The sequence below is a fragment of the Sediminibacterium sp. genome, from assembly GCF_030695065.1.
Classification (GTDB): Bacteria; Bacteroidota; Bacteroidia; order Chitinophagales; family Chitinophagaceae; genus Sediminibacterium.
The window spans coordinates 23,511-42,277 of record NZ_JAUYTR010000021.1 but is presented as its reverse complement, the minus strand read 5'-3'; the positions used below and the strand labels follow the sequence as shown (position 1 = coordinate 42,277).

Genomic DNA, 18,767 nt, shown 5'->3' with positions numbered 1-18,767 from the left:
AGAAAAATATTATCTAAGCATACATTTCGGTCCTTAATTCTTTTACTCTTGCGTCTTCCATATATTCATCAAAAGTCATCAATCTATCGATGATTCCTTTTGGAGTTAGCTCAATAATTCTATTGGCAACAGTTTGCATAAAAGTATGGTCGTGAGAAGTAATAAAGACAATACCTGGAAACGTTTGGCAACCCTCGTTAAAACTCTGAATGCTCTCTAAGTCTAAGTGGTTAGTGGGCTGATCTAGAATAACCACATTAGGGTTTTGCAACATCATTCTGCTAACCATACAACGTACTTTTTCTCCTCCGCTCAATACATTGGTTTTCTTTTGAATATCGTCTCCACTAAACAACATTTTTCCTAAGAATCCGCGAATAAAGGGTTCATCCGCATCAGTAACATGCGCAGGAACAAATTGGCGTAACCAATCCATTAAACTTAACCCTTCTTTAAAAAATTCATTATTTTCTTGAGGCAAATATGCTTTGGTGATAGTTGTACCCCACTCATATTTTCCACCTTCAATTGCAGCATTTTCGGTAATAATATCAAAGAAAGAGGTAATTGCAAGTGGGTCTTTGCTTAAGAAAGCAATTTTCTCTCCTTTATTAATACTAAACGAAACCTTGTCAAATAGCTTACGCCCATCTACGGTTTTACTCAAATTTTCTACATTCAAAATTTGATTCCCCACTTCTCTTAATGGTTGGAAAATAATTCCTGGATATTTTCGGTTAGAGGGCTCAATTTCTTCAATGGTTAATTTTTCTAAGGCTTTCTTTCTAGAAGTTGCTTGCTTACTTTTTGAAGCATTTGCCGAGAATCGTGCAATGAAATCTAATAGTGCCTGACGTTTTTCTTCGTTCTTTTTGTTCTTGTCGTTAATTTGACGACTCATCAATTGACTACTTTCGTACCAGAAAGTATAGTTACCTGTAAATACTTTAATTTTTGAACGATCAACGTCTGCAACATGGGTACATACTGTATCTAAGAAGTGACGATCGTGACTCACCACTAATACGATATTTTCGTAATCAGCTAAAAAGTTTTCTAACCACCCGATTGTTTCAATATCCAATCCGTTGGTAGGCTCGTCTAATAAAAGTATATCTGGATTTCCAAATAATGCCTGAGCTAATAGCACCCTTACTTTAAAATTACTAGGAATTTCGCTCATTAAACTTTGGTGCATATCATCGTGTACGCCCAAACTATTTAAGAAGCTCGCAGCATTGCTCTCTGCTTCATAACCGCCCATTTCACCAAACTCCGCTTCTAATTCTCCCGCTTTCATTCCATCTTCCTCTGAAAAGTCTTCTTTGGCATACAATGCATCTTTTTCGTGCATTACATCCCAGAGCCTTTTATGGCCCATTAATACTGTATTTAATACCGTGCAATTATCAAATTCAAATTGGTTTTGCTTTAAAACAGCCATTCTTTCGCCTGGAGTAATTTCTACAGTACCTTTATTTGGCTCAATTTCTCCACTTAATATTTTTAAAAAAGTAGACTTCCCAGCTCCATTGGCACCAATTACGCCATAGCAGTTGCCCTTAGTAAAATTGATATTTACTTCATCAAAAAGTACCCTTTTGCCATACGCTAGGGTGATATTCCGTGCACTAATCATTGAATTTGCTGTTTTTCGGCTGCAAAATTACAAAATTAAAGGCTTAACAGCTGATGAACTTTATTTGGTTAATATTAAATGGGAGGAAATAGTGAACCTGCCTACCACTCTGCCCTAGCAGATGGATTTACTGATAAAGGCACAAATTGATTATTTAAGTACTTATGATATCCAGTAATAGCAATCATTGCAGCATTATCTGTGCAATAACTAAAATCAGGAATATATACTTGCCACCCTTTTTTATGACCCAACGAAATAAGACCTGATCTTAACCCACTATTTGCGCTAACTCCTCCAGCAATACATATTTGCTTTACATTGGTTTGATTAACCGCCTTAATCAATTTCTTTAATAAAATTTGCACAATGGTATATTGAATAGAAGCACAAAGGTCATTTCTATTTTCAAGTATAAATTCGGGTGTTTGCTTTTGCAAAAAATACAAGACCGAAGTTTTTAATCCACTAAAAGAAAAATTTAATTCAGGAATTTGAGGCTCTGCAAATTTAAATTTTAGCGGATCTCCTAATTGGGCATATTGATCAATCAATGGCCCCCCTGGATAAGGTAGACCCAGCAATTTAGCAGTTTTATCGAATGCTTCACCGGCAGCATCATCAATAGTTTCCCCAATTACTTCCAACTCCAAAGCAGATTTAGCCAAAACAATTTGGGTATGACCACCACTAACTGTTAAACATAAAAAGGGAAAACTAGGTTTTACAGTTGGAATTAAATTGGCTAACACATGCGCCTGCATATGGTGAACGCCAATTAAAGGAACTTGTAATGAAAGAGACAAAGATTTTGCGAACTGTGTACCTACCAATAAACTTCCTATTAATCCTGGGGCTTGTGTAAAAGCAATGGCGTTAATTTCAGATAAATGAATATCCGCATCTTTAATAGCTTGGTCTACCACTGGAACAATATTTTGCATATGCGCCCTACTAGCCAATTCTGGAACTACTCCCCCATATTTTTCGTGAACAGACTGAGAAGCAATAATATTACTCAATATCAATCCATCCTTACATACTGCTGCGGCTGTTTCATCACAGGACGACTCTATTGCCAAAATAGTTACGCTCATTCAACAAAAATACTATTTAGTTCTGATGGCAACCACTGGATCCATTTTTGCTGCAATAGATGCCGGAATAATTCCTGCCAATACCCCTAAAACAATACAAATACTTAGTCCTAGAATAACAATATTTGGAGCAATATATATAGGGAATGGAAGTACTGAGCTTAGCACTAGCGACAAGAGCCAAACCAGTGTTAGCCCCACTAATCCCCCAATAATACATAAGAATGCACTTTCAAGAAGAAACTCTGTTAGTATGGTGCTTTTTTTAGCACCAATTGCTTTTTTAAGCCCAATCTGGCTTGTTCTTTCTCTTACGGTAACAAACATGATATTGGCAACACCAAAAGCACCTACTATTAAACTTAATCCAGCAATAGCCCAACCACCAGCAGTTACTTGCCCAAAGAATCCATTTACTTGCTCACTAAACATGGCAACATCATTACAAGTAAAATTATCTTCTTGTGTAGGACTCAATTTTCTCAATTGACGCATTACCCCATTCAATTCATCTTGTAATGCAGACGATGCAATCTTTGGTTTACCTTGAACAATGATATTGGGGTTGCTGGTTTCAGGGCTATAAACACTTGCAAAATATCGATATGGAACAATGGCGCATTCATCATAATTAAAGCCCCCAATTAAGCTTTGCCCTTGTTTTTTTATAACTCCAACTATATAAATTTTTCTGCCTCCATAAGCTATTTCTTTACCAACTGCTTTCTCCGCTTTTCCGTACAATTCTTCTGCCACTTTGAATCCTACAATACCAACAGCAGCCCCTCGCATAAAATCTGATTCTATTAAATAACGACCCTGTTCAATATCAATGGTTTGAATACTATTGAATTCAGGAGTAACGCCATATAAGCTGGTATTACTTAAAATATTGTCTGCATAGCTAAAGTTTACATTTCTGCTTACAAAAAATGCAGCAAAAGAAGCCAGCTCACTTTTTTGTTTTATTACGTCGAGCTCCTCAATTTTCACATTGGGTCTCTTCATATATTTCCACCATGGATAATCGGGGCCACCACCATAATTCCATTTATCTATATAAATAGTATTACTGCCTAAAGTCTTAATATCATTTTGAACTTTTCTTTCTAAACTGTCTACTGTAGCCAAAACACCAATTATGCAAAATATGCCAATGGTTATGCCAAATAAAGACAAGAAAGTTCTTAGCTTATTTACTCTCAGTTCCTGTAAAGCCATACGGAAGCTGTTCCATAAAATACTCAGTAATTTAACCATACCCAAATGTACGGTTTATCAATCCTCTATTATAGCTGTTTTTATGTAAACGGTTGAAAGCAATGTTCAAGCAGTCTGCAAAAATGACCATATCAAATTCAACAGGTGAATAAAAGACGATTTTATTGCAACCAAAGTCTTAAGGCATTGTATATATAAATGAGTTAAATTTGCGGAGATTTAACCAAATATAATCTTGCTATATGACCTGGAAACAAGTCTTTACATCGTCTGTTGGAAAAAAACTGGTTATGGGACTAACCGGTATTTCATTGGTTTTGTTTTTAATTGTACACGCTGGAATTAATGCCTGCATTTTTGCAGATTTAGTTGACCCTGAAGAAAATGGTGCAATGTTTAACAAAGCAGCCCACTTTATGGGATCAACTGTTTTAATCCGTATAATGGAGATTGGGTTATTTGCGGGTATTATTTTACATATTTACCAAGGTTATTTATTGACCTTAGAAAATAAACAAAAAAGAGCTATTGGTTATGCTGTAACATATAAAGATGGCAGCAAGTGGTACAGCAGGAGTATGGGGCTTTTGGGTACATTAATTCTACTCTTTTTAATCTTGCACCTTTATCATTTCTGGGTTTCAGCACGTTTTACTCACCAAGGATTAGACCCTGTAACTTATAACGGAATTGAAATGCACAATATGTTTGCTTTAATGAAAGTTACATTTAGTGAATGGTGGATTATAGCCGTTTACAGTGCAGGCTGTATTTCATTGGCTTATCACCTAGCACACGGCTTTCAGAGTGCCTTCAGAACCTTAGGGGTTTACAATAATAGATACACTCTTATGCTTACAAGCATTGGATACGCCTATTCCATCATTATTGCATTAGTATTTATATTAATGCCAATAAGTTTTAAAATGGGCTGGATAGGATAATACAAATACATGATCATTAAAGTATATTCAAATCATCATAAACCTTCGGATCTATGTTAAATGCTAAAATTCCCTCTGGACCATTAGAGAATAAGTGGGCTGATTACAAGGGACATTGCAAACTGGTAAACCCGGCCAATAAGCGGAAACTGGAAGTGATTGTTGTAGGTACAGGATTAGCCGGTGCTTCAGCAGCAGCTTCTTTGGGTGAGTTGGGATATAAAGTAAAAGCATTTTGTTTTCAAGATTCTCCCCGTCGTGCGCATTCAATTGCAGCACAAGGAGGAATTAATGCGGCAAAGAATTATCAAAACGACGGAGACAGTGTATTCCGTCTTTTTTACGATACCATTAAAGGAGGAGACTACCGTGCTAGAGAAGCCAATGTGCATAGACTAGCAGAAGTCAGCACCAATATCATTGACCAATGTGTAGCACAAGGGGTTCCATTTGCTAGAGAATATGGTGGATTATTAAGTAACCGCTCATTTGGTGGAACGCAGGTTCAAAGAACATTTTATGCTGCAGGTCAAACTGGTCAGCAATTGCTGATTGGAGCTTACCAAGCCTTAGAGCGTCAGGTAGCTTTGGGTAACGTAACCATGTACAGCAGACATGAAATGCTAGAAGTAGTTACAATTGAGGGGAAAGCAAAAGGAATTATTGCGCGTGATTTAGTAAGCGGCAAATTAGAAAGACATTTTGGACACGCTGTATTATTGTGTTCTGGTGGATATGGCAACGTATTCTATTTATCTACCAACGCAATGGGAAGTAATGTAACAGCTGCATGGAAAGCGCACAAAAAAGGAGCTGCTTTTGCCAATCCTTGTTTCACACAAATTCACCCAACTTGTATTCCAGTTAGTGGAGACCACCAGAGTAAATTAACCTTGATGTCTGAATCATTGAGAAATGATGGAAGAATTTGGGTTCCAAAAAAACAAAACGATACTAGAAAAGCAACTGATATACCTGAAGAAGAAAGAGATTATTATTTAGAGAGAAGATACCCTGCTTTCGGAAACCTTGTACCAAGAGATGTGGCATCAAGAGCTGCTAAAGAACGTTGCGATGCAGGATACGGAGTAGGTAGCAGTAAACAAGCCGTTTACTTAGACTATGCCGATGCCATTTTGAGATATGGTAAAATTGAAGCAGGAAAGCAAGGCAGAAGCAATGTATCTGAAGAAGAAATCATTGCAATGGGTAAAGATGTAGTTAAAGCAAAGTATGGTAACCTTTTCGACATGTATGAAAAAATTACCGGCGAAAATCCTTACGAAGTACCTATGCGCATTTATCCCGCCGTTCACTACACGATGGGTGGTTTATGGGTAGACTACGAATTACAAACAACCGTTCCAGGATTGTATGCATTAGGAGAAGCTAATTTTAGTGACCACGGTGCCAACCGATTGGGGGCTTCTGCATTAATGCAAGGTTTGGCTGATGGATATTTTGTAATCCCTTATACCCTTGGCAATAACTTAGCCGACGAAATTTATAGCAAAGCCATTGAAACTACACACCCTGCATTTGAAGAAGCAGAGAACAATGTAAGCGATAGAATCAATCAATTGATGAATATCAAAGGGAAGCAATCTGTTGAGAGCTTCCACAAGCGTTTAGGAAAAATCATGTGGGACAAATGTGGCATGGCTAGAAATAAAGAAGGATTAGAACAAGCCATCAAAGAAATTCAGGCTTTAAAAAATGAGTTTTGGAGCGATGTTAGAATTCCAGGAGAAGTAAACGAAATGAATACGGAACTAGATAAAGCCAATCGTGTTGCAGATTTCATTGAATTAGGTGAATTAATGTGTGTAGATGCCTTAACGCGAGAAGAAAGTTGTGGCGGACATTTTAGGGAAGAGTATCAAACTCCAGAAGGAGAAGCTTTAAGAGACGATGCGGGTCATATGTATGTTTCTGCTTGGGAATTAAAAGGTGAACATCAATGGGAATTACACAAAGAAGCATTAAACTATGAAGTAATAAAACCAACCCAGCGTAATTACAAATAAGGTTTGTACACAAAGCATTATTAAACTGAATTAATTTTAGAAAATGGAACATTATCATATGAATCTGAACCTAAAAGTTTGGAGACAAAAAAATACCAATACCAAAGGGGATTTTAAAACTTACCAAGTAAAAAATATTTCCTCTGAAATGAGTTTCTTGGAAATGTTTGATGTGTTAAACGAGCAGTTAATTACCGAAGGGGAAGAACCTGTTGCATTTGACCATGATTGTAGAGAGGGTATCTGTGGAATGTGTTCTATGTATATTAATGGTAAACCTCATGGTCCTTGGCAAGCCAATACTACCTGTCAGTTGCATATGCGTGCTTTTAAAGATGGAGATACCATTGTGGTAGAACCATGGAGAGCCAATGCATTCCCTGTAATTAAAGATTTAACAGTAGATAGAAGTTCATTCGATAGAATTATACAGGCAGGAGGTTATATCAGTGTAAATACTGGTAATGCAGTAGATGGTAATGCACTACCAATTAATAAAGACAATGCCGATAATAGCTTTGCAGCAGCAATGTGTATTGGATGTGGCGCATGTGTTGCAGCTTGTAAAAACAGTTCTGCAATGCTTTTCTTAAGTGCTAAAGTGAGCCATTTGGCTTTGTTACCACAAGGAGAACCAGAGCGTAAATCTCGTGTAATGAATATGGTAGCGCAAATGGATAAGGAAGGATTTGGTGCTTGTACCAATACAGGTGCTTGCGAAGCAACTTGTCCTAAAGAAATTTCATTAACGAATATTGCACGATTAAATTCAGAATATTTAGGCGCAAGCTTAAGTGCAGATAAATAACAGGACATTAAATTGGCCTTCCAATAATAACGCAAATTAAAATTGGTCCCGGTTGCTAAATGCAAACCGGGACTTTTTGCTATAACAATCCCCTATTATCGCCTAATTAAATTGCCCGTTTTAGAAACCATATGGTGTATGGCATTATCTAAATCTTTTGCGGAATTTTGAATTCCGTCCATTACCAAAGCGTGTGTATCTGGATCGTTGGGAACATCTCTCATTAAAGCAGCAAGCCCTAAAATATTGCTTAATGGAGCACGAACTGTATGCGAACTCATAAATGCTATTTCTCTTAAATAACCGTTTTGTTCTCTAATCATTTGTTCTTGGTGCTTTGCTTTGTTGCGTTCATTAACTAAGCGCTCATATACTTGTCTTTCAAAATAAATACCGATATAGGCAAATACAGCACACAAAACAACTACAGCTATTGCATTTGTTGTAAACATTTTAGAATAAATTTCATTCGAAATAATTTGCCAATTACTTTTTTCGGGAATAAACAAAATAGACAGTGCAAAACTCAACACACTAATTACAAAGTATCCAATCACTTCAACTTTATATTCCCGCGTATTTCCCAACATAAATACCAGAGCAAAAATAGTAGGGATAATAAATAGGTACCCCCCAGCATCTAATCCTTCAACAGATGTAATGCAACTCAAAAAGAAATTAATGGTAACCACTAAACTGGCATTTTTGTATTTCTTATACCCATGATAATCTAATAGCATAATTACTCCAATAGCAGCAGCGAATGCATAAAGAATATATGCCGACAACCATAAACCCCTAGAATGGTTAATGACACCAGTCCCAAGTATCACTGATAAAGCAACTACGCCAAAATAAATTAATCTTTGTGATGCAGCTCTTTGTTTAGAAATAATTAAAACCATAATAAAATTGTTTTACAGCTTATATACGATAAATGGTTCCTTCCGGTTTTTTATGCAGGATTTTAATTATTTTTCAAGTGAAAATGAACAAACCATGAAAAGAATCTTCCCTATTTCCGTTATTATCCTATTGATATCTAGTTGTTCAGAAAGTACAAATATGAAAAAAGAAGCATATAATTGGCCAGTTGAAAAAGCACCTATTGCAGCACAGAAAGAACATATCAGAATATTGCATGGAGATACTGTTCCTGACCCCTATTATTGGATGATTGACTATTTTAAAAAAGGGCCAGATAGTACTGAAGTACTCAACTACCTCAAATCAGAAAATGATTATACAGAAAAAATGATGGCCGGCACTAAAGAACTGCAAGCCAAGCTTTTTAACGAAATGAAAGCAAGAATTAAAGAGAAGGATGAATCTGTGCCAGTATTTAAAAATGGGTATTTCTATTATACAAGGGTTGAAGAAGGAAAACAATATTATAAATATTGTAGAAAGAAAGGAAGCTTAACTGCAAAGGAAGAAATACTCTTAGATGTAGATAAAATGGCAGAGGGTAAACCCTATTATAATGTTACGGGAATGAGTGTAAGCCCGAATAACAACCTCTTAGTTTTTGGTATAGATGAAGTATCTAGAAGACAGTATACCTTAAAAATTAAAAATATTGCTACCGGAGAAATATTGCCAGACAATATACAAGGAACCAATGGGTATGGGGTTTGGGCAAACGACAACAACACTATTTTTTATACATTAAATAACCCAATCACTTTACTTTCAGAAAAAATAATGCGCCATCAAATGCTAGGTGGGAAAAAAGATATTACCGTATATCATGAAAAAGACAATAGCAATTATATTGGAGTAAGTAAATCTAAAAATGGGCGCTACATTTTTATTAGTTCACAAGCAACGCTTTCTTCTGAACAATTCTATATTAATGCAGATGAGCCTGAATCTGTTTTCCAATCATTTCAGCCCCGTATAAAGAACGTTTTGTATGATGTGGTAGCATTAAACGATAAGTTCCTCATCAGAACCAATGAAAATGCTTTGAACTTTAAAGTGATGGAATGTCCTTTGGATAAAACAAATCATTCCTTTTGGAAGGAGCTTGTTCCACATAGGTCAGATGTGCTTATTCAAAACGTAGAAGCCTTTAAAGACTATACGGTTATTACAGAAAGAAAAAACGGATTGATTCAACTTAATATAAAACAAAACAACAGTTCTGCTGAACATTACATACAATTTGATGAGCCTGCCTATTCTGCCAACTTGGGTTCTAATCCAGAATTTAACAGTGCTTCATTGCGTTATACGTACACGTCATTAACTACTCCTTTTTCTGTATACGATTATGAATTATCAACCAAAATCAAAACACTTAAAAAGCAACAAGAAGTAGTTGGAGGGTATAATCCTTCAGATTATACCAGCGAACGTATTTATGCCATTGCTAATGATGGAACTAAAATTCCAATATCACTAGTGTATAAGAAGGGGCTTAAAAAAGATGGCACTGCTCCCCTATTATTGTATGCTTATGGATCTTATGGATATAGTATTGATGCAGATTTTAGTAGTACAACGCTAAGTCTACTTAATAGAGGATTTGTTTATGCAATAGCGCATATAAGAGGAGGAGAAGATTTAGGCAGACAATGGTACGAAGATGGAAAATTATTGAAAAAGAAAAACTCATTTACAGACTTTATAAATTGCGGAGAATTCTTAATAAAGAATCAATATACCAGCAAAGACCATTTATATGCAAATGGCGGTAGTGCTGGAGGCTTATTAATGGGTGCTGTAACCAATATGGCTCCTGAACTATGGAAAGGGGTAATTGCCGAAGTTCCTTTTGTAGACGTAGTTAATACTATGTTAGATGAAAGTATCCCCTTAACCACCAACGAATTTGATGAATGGGGAAATCCAAAAGAAGAAGTATATTATGCATATCAAAAAAGTTATTCGCCTTATGAGAATGTAGAAAAGAAGAACTATCCACACCTTTTAGTAACCACAGGACTACACGATAGCCAGGTTCAATATTTTGAACCAGCAAAGTGGGTAGCAAGGCTAAGAACTATGAAAAAAGATCAAAATGTTTTATTACTTAAGACCAATATGGATTATGGGCACGGTGGAGCATCGGGTAGATTTGATTACTTAAAAGAGACTGCACTAAACTTTGCTTTTTTGCTTGCTTTAGAAGGAATTTCAGAATAAATATATGCCATCTAATGAATGAGTAATAGCTTTTTTAAATTCAAAGAATTCACAGTTAATCAAGATAAAACTGCCATGAAAGTATGCACCGATGCATGCTTATTTGGTGCTTGGGTAGTAGATAGTATAAATATGCCCAGTCTAAAAAACATCCTTGATATTGGAACAGGAACCGGATTACTTTCGTTGATGTTGGCACAGTTTAGTAAAGCAAGTATTGATGCTGTAGAAATTGAACCAATGGCCGTAGCGCAAGCAAATGCAAATTTTAATGCAAGCAAATGGAAAGAGCAATTTCAAATACATGCAACTTCTATTATTGAATATGCAATAAAACAAGAAAGGCAATATGACTTAATTATTTCTAATCCTCCTTTCTTTGAACAACAATTAAAAAGCAACAACAAACAAAGAAATATTGCCATGCACAGTGCCCATTTAACATTAACAGAATTGGCCAACTGCATGATTAATCTGTTAACTGATTCTGGAATTGCAGCCGTTCTATTGCCTTGGGACAGATCTGAAGAATGGAAGGAAATTGCAGAAAAAAGGGGACTTTTTTGCATTAAAGAAACCGTAGTAAAACAAAGTACAGCACACTCCTATTTTAGAACAATGATTTTAATGCAAAAAAATAGAGCAACTTCAGGTTTCAACACTATTACCATCAAAGAAGGAAGTGAATACAGCAAAGAATTTAGCCAATTATTGGCTCCTTATTATTTGGCATTGTAAGGCATATTTAATCTTAACCAGCTTAATTAATTAACTAACTTAGCATTATGAAAATATCTACTGCTTTGAAAGGATTGATGTTTTTGCTGATTGCGGCATGCAGCAGTCCTACTAAAAATTTTACACCAGCAGAAAATGGCTTAGATGCCGGACGGGAATTCATTGATGCCTGTTTAAAGGGAGACTTTAGCAGAGCTGCATTCTATATGGTAGATGATGAAAAAAACAAACAATTACTTTTAACGAAAGAATCGGCCTATAGAGAAAGGGATAAAGAAGGCAGACAAGAATTACGATTGGCATCTATAAATATTAAAGAAGTATCCGAACCCAATGATTCTACTGTTATACTCTATCATAGTAACTCTTTAGATACCAGCTCTAAGCAAACCATAATTGTAAAAAGAAACAATATTTGGTTAGTCGATTTTAAACAATAAACAATATTGAATTTTATGAATCAACAAACAGTTCTACATCCTTGGCATGGTGTTCATTTTGGTGAAAATGCACCTCGCATTGTAAATGCAGTTATCGAAATTCCACAAGGATCAAGATGTAAATATGAAATAGACAAACCCAGTGGCTTATTAAAATTAGACAGGGTAATTTTTTCTTCTTTTTACTACCCTATAAACTATGGCTTTATTCCACAAACATATGGTGGAGACAAAGATCCTTTAGATATATTAGTAATCACTTCCTTGCCTGTTCAACCATTAACATTGATGGAAGCTAAAGTGATTGGTGTAATGCAAATGATAGATGGCGGTGAACCCGATGACAAAATTATTGCGGTTGCAGCAACTGACCCAGGCGTAAACCACTACAACAACATTGAAGAACTACCCAGACATTTCTTTGACGAATTAAGACATTTCTTTCAAGAATATAAAAGGTTGGAAAAAAAGGAAGTTTTAGTAGAAGATTTTGGAGATAAAGCAAAAGCATTAACCATTGTTGAAGAAGCAATATCTTTCTATAAAGAGACATTTATAAACAAATAAAATGAGTGCCACTACCCTACTTTTACTAATTGTTATAGGACTTGCTGCAGGTTTTTTAAGTGGCTTAGTAGGTATTGGAGGGGGTATCATAATGGTACCTGCATTGGTGTTTTTCCTTGGGCTTACCCAAAAACAAGCCCAAGGAACTTCATTAGGGGTTTTAATGCTTCCTGTGGTTGCCCTTGCAGTTTGGCAATACCATAAACAAGGGCAAATTAATTTTAATTATGTTTTTTTAATAGCAGTAGCTTTTATTACAGGGGGATTCTTGGGCAGCAAATTGGCTTTGAGCTTAAGCGACGACAAAATGAAGAAAATTTTTGCAGTGGTTCTCTTGTTATTAAGTATCAAAATGTTGTTTTTTGACAAGAAAAAAATCATAGCCCCAACCGAATCAACAAAAATTCAACAAACTGCATCTCATTAGCGGGTGAATTGATTCTGCCTCCTTATCTTTGCTTAAAATACTATAAAATGGAAGCAAAACAATCCACTGGTAAATATTGGGCGTTATTCTTTTTTTGGCTTGCAGCTTTAATTGTACTCCTTTTTGTATACCGTGAATTCTTTTGGTTAGCACTACCTGGCACTGTTACTTATTTTGCCAAAGGGATGGATTTGATGTAGTTTTCGCTTAAACAATGCGTTTTACTATTCTTAATTGGTGGGTTCTTTCACTAGTTTCCCTATTCAAAATTCCTGCTTGATCAATAAAATCAATGCGCACCCTTCCTGATGCGTGTATGATGGTGTTCTGATTTAACAAAATGCCTACATGGGTTATTTTGCCTTCCTTATTATCAAAAAATGCAAGGTCTCCACAGTTTGTTTCTGCAAGAAATCCTATATCGGTCCCTAATTCAGCTTGTTGATACGCATCCCTAGGTAAACGGATGTTGAAATATTGATAAACCTGCTGTACAAACCCACTGCAATCAATACCATAAATAGACCTACCACCCCACAAATAAGGGGTATTCAAGAATAGATGAGAAACCATCCTTATTGATTCTTCGGCAAATGGGATTTCACCAGGGGTAAACATTTCCCCCTCATATTTAAATGCCAATCCAGTAAGATTCAATTCTTGGTTTTTAAAAAGTTCAAGTGAAGAGCCAAAAGGAAGCTGAATCACAGTATCATTCAATAGCATACCATTAGAATAAGCAGCTATAATGGTATTAGACTTTAGCATGACTAACTCATCTGGCACAAGGGCCAACTGGGCGCTTTGGCACCACCCTTCATAACCATCATTCAAGCATTTAATTTTGGTAAATGTTCCAGTTTGTAAAAGTGGGCCCCCATCAATTATTTCGGCCGTTTCACCAAACAATATTTGACTTACCATTTCACTTTGATGGGCTGCTTCGGCCCTTATCGGGGCAACAGCCACAATTGCTACAACAAAAGCCATTCAATATTTTTATTGAAAGATATGGAAATTTAAGAAGCTTGCATCTTAACAAAAATGAGTTAATTTAAGAAGTGATTCAAGAGGCCTTTAAACATATCACAGATATTGAACTTTTAAAGAAGTATAAAACCGACCAAAATAAGGAATGGTTAGGTATTTTGCTTCAACGTTATACCATGCTGCTACTTGGTGTATGCATGAAGTACCTTAAAGATGAAGAAGCAGCTAAAGATGCTGTTCAGCAAATATTTTTAAAAGCCCTAAATGAGTTAGAAAAATACCACGTAGAATACCCAAAAAGCTGGTTATACAAAATTGCTTGTAATTATTGTTTAATGAAACTCAGAGATCAAAAAAATTACATATCTATTGACAAAGCACCAGCAATATCAGAAATACAAGATGTAGAATCCACTTTAAACATTGAAAGAGAATTAAACTTAGACTTATTAGAAGTTGCAATAGAGGAACTTAATAAAGAGCAAAAAACTTGCATAACTTTATTCTATTTGCAAAAGAAAAGTTATCAGCAAATAAGTGCAATAACCGGTTTTAGTTTATTGCAAGTGAAAAGCAATATTCAGAACGGGAAAAGAAATTTGAAAATTTTAATAGAGAAAAAACAATCTTTTTAATGACCAATTGGAAAGACATATTTAAAAAAGAAAAGGATTTATCAAACGAGGAATTATTAAAATACCTTGATAATGATATATCAGAAGAAGAAATGAATGCCATTGAACAGAAAATGGCAGCATCAGATTTTGAAAACGATGCATTAGAAGGGTTAGCTCAATTTAAAACGAAAGAAAATATTACAACAATAACAAATAGCTTAAATCAACAACTTAAAAAACAAATTTCAAGAAGTACTAAAAGAAAGAAGAAAAGAAAAATACAAGACCAACAATGGCTCATTGTGGTAATACTTGCTGTTTTACTTTTAAGTGTGGCTGGTTACTTTTTGATCCATTATAACCATTAGACTGAGCAATGTATATACTAAGACCTGCAGAAATGTTTAATTAATTTCTCTTGATTTGGGTACTGCAAAATCAACGCTGAAGCTTTTGCTAATTCAAAATCTGCAAAATCAAAACCCGGAGAAACCGTACAGCCCACCAATGAGTATTGTCCATTTGTTTTAGAGGCAAACCAAGCACCCGCAGGTACTATTGCTTGATATTGCTCACCCATTTCAATATTGCTTCCCAATTTTATTAATTCATAATTTCCATTGGTATGTAACACATGAATGTCTACTGCATCACCTGTATAAAAATGCCAACATTCATCTGACTGAATTCGATGAAAAGCTGAAAAAGAATTTTTTTCTAATAAAAAATAAATGGCTGTTGAATAATTTCGTTCCCCATTAAATTTTTCGGACAAACTATCTGCGGGAATCCTTTCAGATGATCGGTATGTTTCTTTATAATATCCTCCTTCTGGATGTGGTAATAATTGGTAAAATTGAATAAGTTGCTGAATACTTATATCCATATACCAAATATCGCTAAAAAGCTAAACTTTAATATATATTTTAAAATATAAAATATATATTATTTTTTAAAATTTTGATAGTTTTAGTTAATTTCACTATTAATTAATTCATATTGAAATTAATTATAATTAATTATGTATCAAAAAAAACTTAACTTTTATAACGTTGCCCCTTTTGTCATTCTATTAATTATTGCAGTTCTGGCCATATTTGTTCCAGCTGAACAAAGCTATATAGATTCTCAAGCTGTTTATAATGGCGCTGACATTGCTTGGATAATTGTTGCAACAGCATTGGTGTTTTTGATGACGCCTGGATTGGCATTTTTTTATGGTGGAATGGTACATAGAAAAAATGTGATTTCAACAATGATTAAAAGCGTGGTAGCTACTGGAGTAGTTTCAATCATTTGGATTACCGTGGGATACAGTCTTTGTTTTGGTGAATCAATAGGTGGATTAATCGGAAATCCTACTACTCATTTATTTATGAGAGGAATTAATGGTGGAGCGCCATGGAGCCTTGCGCCTACCATTCCTTTAGGTCTTTTTGCTATGTTTCAACTGATGTTTGCCATCATTACACCTGGGCTAGTTGTTGGGGCAGTTGCCGAAAGAGTAAAATTCACTTCATACATTTTATTTATAGTACTTTTTAGCTTACTCGTTTATGCTCCTTTAGCTCATTGGACTTGGCATCCAGAAGGGTTTTTATTTAAAATGGGGGCTTTAGATTTTGCCGGTGGAACAGTTGTACATATCTCTGCTGGATGCGCAGCTCTTGCAGGAGCGTTGGTGTTAAAAAGACGAAAAGCGCATTTAGATCAAATTGAAATACCTCCCGCAAATATTCCTTACGTTCTTATTGGAACTGGATTACTTTGGTTCGGATGGTTTGGCTTTAACGCAGGATCGGCATTAGGTGCAAATTCATTAGCTGTTTCAGCATTTGCAACAACCAATACTGCTGCGGCTTCTGCTGGTTTATCTTGGATGTTTTTTGATGTTATGAGAGGAAAAAAGCCATCAGTTTTAGGTTTTTGTATTGGCGCAGTTGTAGGTCTAGTTGCCATAACACCATCAGCAGGTTTTGTTGCAGTACCACAAAGTATTTTTATAGGATTCATAGCTGCCATCATTTCTAATTATGCTGTTTTTTTAAAATCAAAATCATCTTTAGATGATACCTTAGATGTGTTTCCATGTCATGGTGTTGGTGGAATGGTTGGCATACTAATGACTGGAATATTTGCAAGTAAATCGGTAAATGGAATTGGCGATGATGGATTACTCTACGGCAACACTGCTTTCTTTTTCACTCAGGTGAAAGCACTATTTATTGCTGTTGCATACAGTTTTACAGTCTCATTAGGAATTTTCAAACTAATTAGTATCATGCTTCCATTAAGGGTAAGTTCCGAAGAAGAAGAATTAGGACTAGACGCCACCCAACACAATGAAAAATATCTCCAAGGAACACTCTTGGTTGCTGAAAACGATTAATTGAATTTATCTAACTACTAAGGGTTCTTTAGCATATTAGTGCTAATTATAGTTAGCAGTTATATGCCTCAAAAAATCAGTTCCCAATGCTAATTATATTTGCGTTTGAAAATACAGAATATAATTATGCAAAAAATATTATTGATTTTTTCTTTGCTATTCTCAATTTGTGCTATTGCACAAGAAGACACTACAGAAGTTTTTGACTATAGCAAATTTGGAGATGCGGAGGGCGTAAAACGCTATTGTACCCAAAAGGTTTTAAATCAAACACCTCAAAAAATTATAAGCGTAGGCTACGAATACCATGGAGGCTTTACCTTACCAGGTGTTAAACTAGGACCACTTTTACCTGCTTTTCAAGACTTTCAAGTAAATCAAGTTTCCGCATTAAGAGTTCAAGCAAATATTCCTGTTATTTCTACCAATAAAATCATTTGGCAATTGGGCACAAATTATTGGGCTAGCAGGTACTCAATTGAAAATGCTGGAAGCAATGCATTTGCAAGTAAATTAAACAGTAACGCTATGACTTCTCTTGGCATTAACACAACTATTTTTAAGCCTTTGAATGAGAAAAACTTTTTAATATTCCAAGCCAGTGCAGATTACAATGGGGTGTTTCAACAATTTAGCGACGTTAAAGGGAAAGCCCTAACCATTAGCGGTACCGCTATTTACGGATGGAAAACATCAGAAAAAAATATGATTGGAACTGGTATTTCAAGAACTTATCGTGCCGGACAACTTCTACATATACCGGTGTTCCTTTGGAATAAAACATTTAATGATCGTTGGGGTATGGAATTATTGCTTCCTGCACGTGGACATTTAAGATATAATTTTTCTACCTCGAATATATTACAATTCGGCTTTGAGTTAGAAGGCAACCAATTCTTAATGAATTTACCCAATAGTTCCAATGGCTCAGTATTTATTCAGCGTGGAGAATTAAAACCAAGGATTATTTGGGATAAAAAAATAAGCGGCTTCATTTGGTTAAGTGCCCAAGCAGGATTGAGATACAACTGGCGATTTGATGTTATGAATGAATACAATGGAAAGAATAATAACCAATTGTATTTCTCGAGTAATTTAGGGAACCCGTTATTTTTTAATATCAGTCTAAATTTTGTTTCACCTTAAAACTACTTGGCAACTTGTTTGGTCCAAGTATCCGTTCTTCCAATTAATGAAACACCAATATAACCTCTTACTTCAAGCGTATTTGGGTTTAGCATTTTAATAGTACAAGAATAGGTATTACCATTTTTGGGGTCATAAATATTGCCATCTTCCCAAATATTTTTATCCTTGTAATTAAAACCCCAAATATTAACTAAACCTAAAATAGGTCGAGTTCGCAAAGCTTCATCAGAATGATTTTTATCAACTTTTGGTTTTCCTGTTTCAGGATCATTTGGTTCTTTTAACCAAACTATTTTGCCTTGAAATTTTTCTCCATTTTTATAAATTCTAACCATAGCGTTGCCATCACCTGTTTTCCACACACCCACAATTGCACTAGACTCTTCTTGCATAAAGACAAAAGAACTTGTTACAAAAACAATAATAAAACTGGCTATTGTTAAAAAAATATTCTGTTTAAAAAGAAACTTTGGAGTATCCATAGTAAATATCAAATTGTAGTTCAATTATTTAAACAAAAATAAAAAATCAGCATCTATAAATATCTTATTAAAACTATTTTAA

At 35.2% G+C, this 18,767-nt stretch carries 20 protein-coding genes; 13 read left to right on the top strand and 7 right to left on the bottom strand.

The window, feature by feature from the left end; genetic code table 11:
* Positions 1-13: 13 nt before the first annotated feature.
* The 3 genes from Q8S25_RS09765 to Q8S25_RS09755 form a co-directional block, all read right to left on the bottom strand.
* Positions 14-1,639, bottom strand: a complete 1,626-nt coding sequence (locus Q8S25_RS09765) for an ABC-F family ATP-binding cassette domain-containing protein (RefSeq protein WP_305537214.1) — start codon at positions 1,637-1,639, stop codon at positions 14-16.
* A gap of 101 nt (positions 1,640-1,740) precedes the next feature.
* Positions 1,741-2,736 carry a tRNA (adenosine(37)-N6)-threonylcarbamoyltransferase complex transferase subunit TsaD gene (gene tsaD, locus Q8S25_RS09760; RefSeq protein WP_305537212.1) on the bottom strand — a complete coding sequence of 332 codons (996 nt, stop codon included), beginning with the start codon at positions 2,734-2,736 and terminating at the stop codon, positions 1,741-1,743.
* Between the two features lie 12 nt (positions 2,737-2,748).
* Complete coding sequence (locus Q8S25_RS09755; protein ID WP_305537210.1) at positions 2,749-3,996, bottom strand: ABC transporter permease; 1,248 nt, start codon at positions 3,994-3,996, stop codon at positions 2,749-2,751.
* A 203-nt stretch (positions 3,997-4,199) separates the two neighbouring features.
* Between Q8S25_RS09755 and Q8S25_RS09750 the strand changes: the two genes are divergently transcribed.
* From Q8S25_RS09750 to Q8S25_RS09740, 3 genes are read left to right on the top strand one after another with little or no spacing between them, the layout of a single operon-like run.
* Positions 4,200-4,901, top strand: coding sequence for a succinate dehydrogenase cytochrome b subunit (locus tag Q8S25_RS09750; RefSeq protein WP_305537208.1), 702 nt, complete (start codon positions 4,200-4,202; stop codon positions 4,899-4,901).
* 53 nt (positions 4,902-4,954) lie between these two features.
* Positions 4,955-6,928, top strand: coding sequence for a fumarate reductase/succinate dehydrogenase flavoprotein subunit (locus tag Q8S25_RS09745; protein ID WP_305537206.1), 1,974 nt, complete (start codon positions 4,955-4,957; stop codon positions 6,926-6,928).
* 43 nt (positions 6,929-6,971) lie between these two features.
* Positions 6,972-7,736 carry a succinate dehydrogenase/fumarate reductase iron-sulfur subunit gene (locus tag Q8S25_RS09740; protein WP_305537204.1) on the top strand — a complete coding sequence of 255 codons (765 nt, stop codon included), beginning with the start codon at positions 6,972-6,974 and terminating at the stop codon, positions 7,734-7,736.
* Between the two features lie 95 nt (positions 7,737-7,831).
* Here the strand turns inward: Q8S25_RS09740 and Q8S25_RS09735 are convergent, their stop codons facing one another.
* Positions 7,832-8,641 carry a hypothetical protein gene (locus Q8S25_RS09735; protein ID WP_305537202.1) on the bottom strand — a complete coding sequence of 270 codons (810 nt, stop codon included), beginning with the start codon at positions 8,639-8,641 and terminating at the stop codon, positions 7,832-7,834.
* 94 nt (positions 8,642-8,735) lie between these two features.
* On the opposite strand from Q8S25_RS09735, the gene Q8S25_RS09730 reads away from it, so the two are divergent.
* Genes Q8S25_RS09730 through Q8S25_RS09705 form a run of 6 tightly spaced genes read left to right on the top strand, consistent with a single transcriptional unit; the run spans position 8,736 to position 13,258 of the window.
* The gene (locus tag Q8S25_RS09730) at positions 8,736-10,886 is read left to right on the top strand and encodes a S9 family peptidase (RefSeq protein ID WP_305537200.1); all 2,151 of its coding nucleotides are present in this window, start codon (positions 8,736-8,738) and stop codon (positions 10,884-10,886) included.
* 18 nt (positions 10,887-10,904) lie between these two features.
* Entirely contained in the window at positions 10,905-11,624 is a 720-nt protein-coding gene (locus tag Q8S25_RS09725; protein WP_305537198.1) for a tRNA1(Val) (adenine(37)-N6)-methyltransferase, read from the top strand.
* A 47-nt stretch (positions 11,625-11,671) separates the two neighbouring features.
* Entirely contained in the window at positions 11,672-12,064 is a 393-nt protein-coding gene (locus Q8S25_RS09720; protein ID WP_305537196.1) for a hypothetical protein, read from the top strand.
* Positions 12,065-12,079: 15 nt separating this feature from the next.
* Entirely contained in the window at positions 12,080-12,631 is a 552-nt protein-coding gene (locus tag Q8S25_RS09715) for an inorganic diphosphatase (RefSeq protein ID WP_305537194.1), read from the top strand.
* A 1-nt stretch (position 12,632) separates the two neighbouring features.
* Positions 12,633-13,058, top strand: a complete 426-nt coding sequence (locus Q8S25_RS09710) for a sulfite exporter TauE/SafE family protein (protein ID WP_305537192.1) — start codon at positions 12,633-12,635, stop codon at positions 13,056-13,058.
* 47 nt (positions 13,059-13,105) lie between these two features.
* Complete coding sequence (locus Q8S25_RS09705; RefSeq protein WP_295189427.1) at positions 13,106-13,258, top strand: hypothetical protein; 153 nt, start codon at positions 13,106-13,108, stop codon at positions 13,256-13,258.
* A 7-nt stretch (positions 13,259-13,265) separates the two neighbouring features.
* Here Q8S25_RS09705 and Q8S25_RS09700 read toward each other — a convergent pair whose 3' ends face one another.
* A complete protein-coding gene (locus Q8S25_RS09700) occupies positions 13,266-14,048 on the bottom strand; it encodes a C40 family peptidase (protein ID WP_305537190.1) in 783 nt (260 codons plus the stop codon).
* 71 nt (positions 14,049-14,119) lie between these two features.
* Here Q8S25_RS09700 and Q8S25_RS09695 point away from each other — a divergent pair, with 71 nt between their 5' ends.
* Complete coding sequence (locus Q8S25_RS09695) at positions 14,120-14,683, top strand: RNA polymerase sigma factor (protein WP_305537188.1); 564 nt, start codon at positions 14,120-14,122, stop codon at positions 14,681-14,683.
* Complete coding sequence (locus Q8S25_RS09690; RefSeq protein ID WP_305537186.1) at positions 14,683-15,033, top strand: hypothetical protein; 351 nt, start codon at positions 14,683-14,685, stop codon at positions 15,031-15,033. Before Q8S25_RS09695 ends, Q8S25_RS09690 begins: the two co-directional genes overlap by 1 nt.
* Positions 15,034-15,050: 17 nt before the next feature.
* On the opposite strand, the gene Q8S25_RS09685 is transcribed toward Q8S25_RS09690, so the two are convergent.
* The gene (locus Q8S25_RS09685; protein ID WP_305537184.1) at positions 15,051-15,551 is read right to left on the bottom strand and encodes a cupin domain-containing protein; all 501 of its coding nucleotides are present in this window, start codon (positions 15,549-15,551) and stop codon (positions 15,051-15,053) included.
* A gap of 135 nt (positions 15,552-15,686) precedes the next feature.
* Here Q8S25_RS09685 and Q8S25_RS09680 point away from each other — a divergent pair, with 135 nt between their 5' ends.
* Entirely contained in the window at positions 15,687-17,054 is a 1,368-nt protein-coding gene (locus Q8S25_RS09680; RefSeq protein WP_305537183.1) for an ammonium transporter, read from the top strand.
* A 126-nt stretch (positions 17,055-17,180) separates the two neighbouring features.
* Positions 17,181-18,200, top strand: coding sequence for a DUF6268 family outer membrane beta-barrel protein (locus Q8S25_RS09675; protein ID WP_305537182.1), 1,020 nt, complete (start codon positions 17,181-17,183; stop codon positions 18,198-18,200).
* 2 nt (positions 18,201-18,202) lie between these two features.
* On the opposite strand, the gene Q8S25_RS09670 is transcribed toward Q8S25_RS09675, so the two are convergent.
* On the bottom strand, positions 18,203-18,685 hold the full coding sequence (locus Q8S25_RS09670) for a DUF2147 domain-containing protein (RefSeq protein ID WP_305537181.1): 483 nt from the start codon (positions 18,683-18,685) through the stop codon (positions 18,203-18,205).
* Positions 18,686-18,767 lie beyond the last annotated feature (82 nt).